We start from the raw sequence: 1,931 nt of genomic DNA, 5'->3' as shown, positions 1-1,931 counted from the left end.
GGCCGAGGGGCTGGCCGGGAGCGCGGCCGGCGGCAGCCATCACGCGCGGCGGCTTCAGGGTGCGGGCTTCTGCGTGCTGAACGACGTGGCGGTCGCCGCCCGCACGCTGCAGGCGGAGGGCGCAGTGCGGCGTGTCCTGGTGGTCGATCTGGATGTCCACCAAGGCGACGGTACCGCGGATTGTCTGGCGCTCTGCCCGGAGCTGTTCACGCTCTCGATCCACTGCGAGAACAACTATCCCACTCAGAAGATCGCCGGCGACCTCGATATCGGCCTACCGGACCGTCTCGATGACGGCGGCTACCTCGACGTGCTGCGCGCCCGGCTGCCGCCGCTTCTCGACGCGCTGGCGCCCGATCTGGTCTTCTACAATGCCGGGGTCGACCCGCACCGCGACGACCGTCTCGGGCGGCTTTGCCTGACGGATGCAGGCCTGTTGGCCCGGGACCGGTTCGTCATCGCGCAGGCCCGCGCCCGCGCCATCCCGGTCGTGGCGGTGATCGGCGGCGGCTACACGTACGATGTCGAGGCGCTGGCGCTGCGGCATGCGCTGGTCTTCGAGGCCATGGCCGCGGAGGCTGCGGCGGACTCCGCTTCCAGGTGAGGCCCGGATGCATCAGGTCTCGGCGCATGAGTGCGGAACGGTGGACCGGAAAGGTTTTGGGAAGGGTCGCCGTCGAAGATCCGGAAGTCACGGATCGATGAGACGGCGCCGGGCGGGCGTGTTGAACAGCTTCGCCCCAGGCAGACATGCTGAAGATCCAGTGACGCCATTGGGACTCAGCCATGCTTACGCGAATCTGGGAGGTCTTGAAGGCGACGATAGCGGCGGTGGCCTTGATCACCGCGGCTCTCGTCTCAGCGGACAAGCTCGATCGGCAAAAGGCGCCGGCCAACGTCGCTGCGTCTCAGATCGAGCCCGTGGCGACCGGGGCGATCACGCCGGTGACAAGACCCTGATCGCGTCGGACGCCTTGCAGGGTGTCCGGGCGAGGTGCCGCTCGGCACCGCGCAATCCCGGCGCTGCGACAGAATAGGGCGGTCGCGCGGTGGATATTTCGGTGTGTCGCGGCGTTCACGCCGCACTTCGAGGCTCGGCTTTAACAGCCGCTCCATCATCCGTCTGAGGATACGTTTCGATGAAGTCCGCCACGTTCGCTCTGCTCGCCCTGATCGCCGGCGCAGCGCCCGCGCTGGCACAATCCCGCGCCGACCGCGCGGCGTGCACCCCGGACGTCATGCGGCTCTGCGCCGCCCAGATCCCCAACGTGGCGGCGATCACGGCTTGCCTGCGCCAGCAGCGGCCAAATCTCAGCGCCGGCTGCCGCCTGGTGATGGATCATTCGGACCGTCCGGTCCGGACCGTCTCGAACGGGCGGTAAGATCCGCCATCACCAGCCGTTGATGCGCGGCCAGACCGCCCCGGTCAGTCGGCTTTCGGCGACGACATGGTAACGGTCGTGCTGGGCGCCGGTGGCGCAGGCATGGTTGGGCAGGATCCGAAGCCGGGCCCCGATCGGCAGGTCGGGGAGGGGCGCCGACGAGCCCGGCCGCAGGGCAACGATCCCGTGTTCCTGGTTCGCGTCCCGCACGATCAGGTCCGGGTAGGGCTGCCCCGTCAGATCGCAGGCGATGCCGTAGCCCTGATCGACGGCCTGACGCGCCGTACCGCGGTCGCGGGACAGCGCCATCCAGCCGGCATCCGTGATGATCCAGCCCTTCTCCCGCTGTTGGCCGATCACGGTGGTCAAAACGGTCAGGGCGATCTCGTCGATCCGGCAGGAGCCGACGCCTGCCTGGAACAGGTCCCCGATCATGAACACGCCGGCCCGGACCTCGGTGATGCCGTCGAGGTTGTCGGCGTAGCGCGCGGTCGGCGTCGAGCCGACGCTGACCACCGGGCAGGGCAGGCCGGCGCCGCGCAGGATCGC

2 protein-coding genes and 1 pseudogene are annotated in these 1,931 nt (G+C 69.2%); 2 read left to right on the top strand and 1 reads right to left on the bottom strand.

What is annotated here, in order from left to right:
- Together FV228_RS28250 and FV228_RS28245 are read left to right on the top strand one after the other, a co-directional pair.
- Positions 1-604 (top strand): histone deacetylase (locus tag FV228_RS28250; protein ID WP_147857518.1); only part of this gene is annotated, 604 nt, incomplete at its 5' end.
- Positions 605-1,139: 535 nt separating this feature from the next.
- The gene (locus tag FV228_RS28245; RefSeq protein WP_147857517.1) at positions 1,140-1,382 is read left to right on the top strand and encodes a hypothetical protein; all 243 of its coding nucleotides are present in this window, start codon (positions 1,140-1,142) and stop codon (positions 1,380-1,382) included.
- A gap of 9 nt (positions 1,383-1,391) precedes the next feature.
- Here FV228_RS28245 and FV228_RS28240 read toward each other — a convergent pair.
- A pseudogene (locus tag FV228_RS28240) lies at positions 1,392-1,931 on the bottom strand (DSD1 family PLP-dependent enzyme); the annotation flags it as partial.

Origin of the sequence: Methylobacterium sp. WL18 (assembly GCF_008040015.1) — a bacterium.
GTDB classification, from domain to species: domain Bacteria; phylum Pseudomonadota; class Alphaproteobacteria; order Rhizobiales; family Beijerinckiaceae; genus Methylobacterium; species Methylobacterium mesophilicum.
The sequence above is the reverse complement of the archived record's forward strand: the minus strand, read 5'-3'. Positions and strand labels throughout refer to the sequence as shown.

Excerpts from the sequence above, each read along its gene's own strand:
- FV228_RS28245 (WP_147857517.1), top strand. The coding sequence starts at position 1,140 with ATGAAGTCCGCCACGTTCGCTCTGCTCGCCCTGATCGCCGGCGCAGCG.